General features: G+C 35.8%; 1 protein-coding gene. It reads right to left on the bottom strand.

What is annotated here, in order from left to right; translation table 11 throughout:
* Nucleotides 1–4,326 (bottom strand): hypothetical protein (locus tag HMPREF0077_RS10380; RefSeq protein ID WP_052588109.1); only part of this gene is annotated, 4,326 nt, incomplete at its 3' end.
* Nucleotides 4,327–5,037: the final 711 nt, after the last annotated feature.

The following is a 5,037-nucleotide window of genomic DNA, read 5'->3' as shown; positions in this document are numbered from 1 at the left end:
AGTGTTACCATTGAAACTTACTTTGTATTCGATGTCTTTCCAGATAGCTGTTACTGTAGTATTAGCCTTTATTTGGATTTTTTCGCCAGCTTTTTTAGTTTCGCTTCCTACTTGCCAACCTGCAAATTTTTTGCCTTCTGGTGGTGCAAATTTACATTCTGGTAATTCAAAAACTGCAGATAAAACTGCACTTTGACCTTGTGGAACATTTCCTTTACTTAGTGCAAGGATAGAACCATCCATTTTTTTGCTACCACCATTAGCGTCAAATGTTACTTCAACTGGTGTTTTATTATCTTCGCTAGATTGGTTATTTGCATTGTCATTGCCATAAGCTTTTACTATTTCCCCAGTCTTGTATTTTCCTTTTGCAAGGGCAATCACACCAGAATTTTCGTCTACGCTTTCTCCATTGTCAACTGGGCTTTTACCATCTTCTTTTGTCAATGACCATTTTTTGCCAACTTTTTTAGCCTTAACTTTTATTTCAGTATTATCAGCCTTCTTGTAAGTTACTGTTACAGAAATTGTGTCCTCATCTTTTGGTGGGGTAATTGTTACATTACCTGTATTTTCATCAACCTTGACCTCTGGTGGGTTTGGAGCAGTTTTGTCTGGTACTAGGTGTTGATTGTCAGGAGTTTTTTGTGCTGGTGCTTTCTTTTCTCCAAGGGTTGACTTGGCAATTACTTCTGTCTTTTCCTTAGCCTTGCCCTTTGGAATAGTAACTACGCCAGTGCCTTCAACAACTGTTAGTCTGTCAGGATTTTCTCCTTCAATCTTCCACTTCTTATCAGTACCTTTTACAACTCGTACTTTTCTGTCTGTACCCTCTGGAGTTTTGTATTCAATATCCATTCCATCAAGGTTACCCTTTGCTGGTGGGGTAATTGTTACATTACCAGAAGTTTGGTCAGGGGTTATTGTTGGTGGGGCTGGCATGGTTGTATCATCACTTGGACCTGATTCGTTTTCTGATGGGTCTTTTGCTTTTGCAACTACCTTATCTCCTGGGTTTGATTTTCCTTTTGGAATTGTAATAACTCCTGATTTCTTATCTATTGTTTCTCCATTATCGCCTTCTACAGTCCATTCACCCTTATCGCCCTTTGTTGCTGTTGCAGTTTTATCTTCCCCATCTTGGTTTTTATAAGTTACTGTTACAGTCTTTGTATCAGAATCTTTCTTAGGGGTGATTGTAACTGATCCATCATCTTGGACTTTTACTTCTGGCGCTTCTGGAGGTGTTGTATCTGGAACTTTTGCTTCCCCTTTTTCGTAGCTCTTCTTTTTTGTATCAATTAATGAATAGGCAATTACTTTTGATTTTTCCTCGGCCTTGTCATTGGTGATTGTTACCACACCTGTGTTTTTATCTATTGCTACATCTTCTGGTATGTTTTCGATTGACCACTTGCCAGCATTATCTTTTTTAGCTACAAGCTTTGTCTCGCTAGCTCCTTCTGTAGCTGGTGTGTAGGTTATCTCCATTCCATCAACTAATGGTGCAATTGTTGTAGGTGGGGTTACTGTTATAACTCCATTATCTTCGTCTAGTTTAACATCTGGTGCTGGTGGGAGTGATATGTCTGTGCCTGGTTTTGACTCATTGCCAGCTTCGTCTGTTGCTGTTGCTTTTATCTCTGTAGCCCTCTTTAAACTATCGTGACCAATAGAAATTTTACCAACATTAACATAATTAAATCCAGACTCGCCTTCAATTCCCCATGAATTACCATTTTTTGTAACTGTAAAGGTATGTTTAATTCCTTTAGGGTCTAGATATTCAACCTTTATTGTTTTTGTATCAGGATCTGTAGGTGGGGTGATGTAGGCCCTTCCATATGTTTCCTCAACGTTAACTGTAGGTGGTTGTGGAGCTGTTTTATCTGGGACTTGTTTTGTTTCTTGTTCAGATTCTAATTTATCAGTAGCATCGCCATCCTCGGTTTGAGCTACTATATCTGTATTTGATTTAATTTTGTCGTTTGTTATTGTAATTGATTTTCCATCTTTGTTTAATTTAAAATCAGATCCTTCTGGCAAAGTCAAATTTCCATTTTCATCTATATCAACAGTTACAATATTTACTTCACGATTGCCTACTGGCGAGTAGCCGATGACCATTTCTTTAGCAACCCTATCTTTATCTCTTCCGACAGGAGTGATAGTTACAGAACCGTCTTGATCATTTATAGTGATTTTTGGTTTCTTTGGATAGATTTTGATTGGTACGCTCTTGTTATCAGATGTTTTTGCATCTTTATCATTATCTGCGATACCACCATTGTCTGTTACTTTTGCAGAGACATTGGTTTTGTTTTGGATATCAAAATCATTTATGGTAACAACACCAGTATCTGGATTAACTTTTACTTTAGAGTCTTTTGGTGCACTCCACTTACCATTTTCACCATTTGCCTTAGTGATTGTTACTTCATGATCTTTTCCTTCTGGATCTTTGTATTTTACAGTAATAATCTTAGCATCTGTGTCTGCCTTGTCTGGAGTGACGGTGATTTCGCCAGTTTCTTTTTTATAGCTTATTGTTGGTTTGTTTGGAGCGAGATTGGTAACAAGCTTATTCTTTTCAACTGGAATAACTTTGTCTTTGTCGGAAGTACTCACTTTGATAGTACCATCTGAATTTTTATTAGGTACAAATTTTGTATAGTCATCTTCCCAATCACCATCTACTACAGAAGGGTCAATTATTTTCACATTGCCATCCTTATCAAAGTCAATATAGGCAGGAATATTATTGACCTCCCAGTCAGGTAGTTTTGATTTGTTACTTGTTGTGGTATTGGCTTTTCTAATTTCTTCCCTAATCTTTTCTTTTTCAGTTTCAGTTAGTTTTTTAGGGTCTCTAACTGGTACATTTGGTATTTTGATTACAGGTTCAGTTTTTTTACAAGAAGAAAACTTTCCATATTCTTTGACAACAACACCAAAATCTTTTCCGTATTTTAGAAAATTATCGCCTATGTTATAGATAAAAGTCTTGGTTGATGCATCTACACTAACCCATTTTACAGTGGATTTATCAATATTGCATTTACCAGTTGGACAAGTACCTTCATCAGTACAAAAATTATCTTTTTCAGCATTATCAATAGTTTGTATTATTCCAATTTTAGATCCTGCAGCAATTTCATTTTTAAAGGTGATTGTTATTTTACCATCAGCCACATAGGTTTTTGCTATGGTTGGGGATTGGGAGTATTCTGTGACTTTTTTTATTTTTAAATTTGTCGCTTCAACTTTGCCTGATTTCGAACCATCAGTATAAGTTACTTCATAGTAAGCATGGTCAGTACCATCAATAGAAAACTTAGTTTTTTTAGGGTTAAAGTCAATGTCATTCACAATGTCCGGATTGGCTTTCTTCAGCATTTCAATAGCTTCTGCTTGTTCGTCTTTATTAACTATATTTGATGAAGTTTGCTCTATCCAAATTTCACCTGTTGGCATTGTAAGAGTAACTGTAGATGCCTTAGATGGTTTTGCAGTTGCATTTACCTCTGTTGATTTAACTTCACCTATTTGTTGGTAGACCGTAACTGTATCGCCTTCTTCAACTTTTTTTCCTTCAGGTAAATTTACTGACCAAGTTGTTCCACTTGTAGGTGTAACAGAAAGATTGGCTTTTTCAGTGCCATCTTTACCTTTTAATGTTACATGGACTGTCGCTATTATAGTCTTTCTATTAACTTTATCTTTATATTTAGCTAATTTGCCTCCTGAAATTGTTGTGTCATTGTAGAATACAGGGTTAACGGACGGTTCTTTTACATCTACCGCTCTTACTTCCCCTGGAGCTTTTTGGTCAGGAATATTTTTTTGTATGGCTTCTTCTATCAAGCGAGCTTTGGTTTCTTCATAGTTTACTGATGGGTCAGCCTTGGCTTTTCTAAGTTCTGCCTTTAGGTCTTCTACCATTTTTCCATTGAAGAAATAAGAATTTTCTAAACTATTTGCCCTAGTTCTAATTTCTTGAATCTCATCTTCTGTTAGGATGTCTTCTGCTTGTTGTTCTTCTACACTTGCTACTTTGACTTTTTCAAGATCAGTAGTTTCTTTTATTTCTTTATTTTTATCTTCATCATCTTTTGCGTCTTCATTTCCTTGCTCTTGGTCAGTTTCTTGGACTTGAGTATTTTCTACAAGTTCCTCTTGAGCAAAGGCATTTGGTGCAATAAGAGTTAGTCCTAGCATACATGAAACTAGGCCTATGGATAGTTTTCTTGTTGCGTATATTGGTTTTACTTTTTTATATAAAGCCTTTGTTTCTAATAAAATTTTGGCTTTTTTATACTTAGACATATTATCTCCCTTCTTTTACACATTCTCTCCATAATTATACTGAAATCAATTAATATAGCAAACTTTTATTAGTTTAATATATTAATAAATTATTTTATTGATTAATTTTTCATATGAAGATTTTTTCATATGAAAATGGCTTTGTTCGGCTGTTTTTAATCGAATTTTAATAAAAAGTGTAAGTTTTTATTTTAGTTATATTGTAAGTGTGATTTTCCTTAAATACTTTGTATGATAATTTGTCTTATCCTCTATCCAGCTAGTAGGCATCAAATTGATTTTATAAATATTTTTTATTCTTCGTAGAGCTAAGATTTGCTAGTAAGATTCCTCCTCACTTCCCTGTGGAAGCTCTGTCGGAATGACACCCCCACTGTCATCCCGAACGAGAAAGCTTGCTTTCGAGGAGGGATCTTTTTCTTGACGTCTTTTTTCTCCTTGGCTCTTAGTTTTACTAGTGAGATTCCTCCTCACTTCGTTCGTTCGGAATGACAGTAGGTGTACGTTGGTTTGTAATGATAAGTGGATATCTGTTAGTTTGGAATGATAAGTGGATGTCTATTAGTTTGGAATGATAAGTAGGCGTCTGTTCTTTACGGAAAGAAGCATTAGCAATGATAAGGTGGGTCGTTCTTTGTGGAAAGAAGCATTAGGAATAATAGTAGATGTCCATTCGTTGTTGGATGAAGCATTGGGAAGGGCTGGGGCTTG

The organism is Anaerococcus tetradius ATCC 35098 (assembly GCF_000159095.1).
Classification (GTDB): Bacteria; Bacillota; Clostridia; order Tissierellales; family Peptoniphilaceae; genus Anaerococcus; species Anaerococcus tetradius.
The sequence above is the reverse complement of the archived record's forward strand: the minus strand, read 5'-3'. Positions and strand labels throughout refer to the sequence as shown.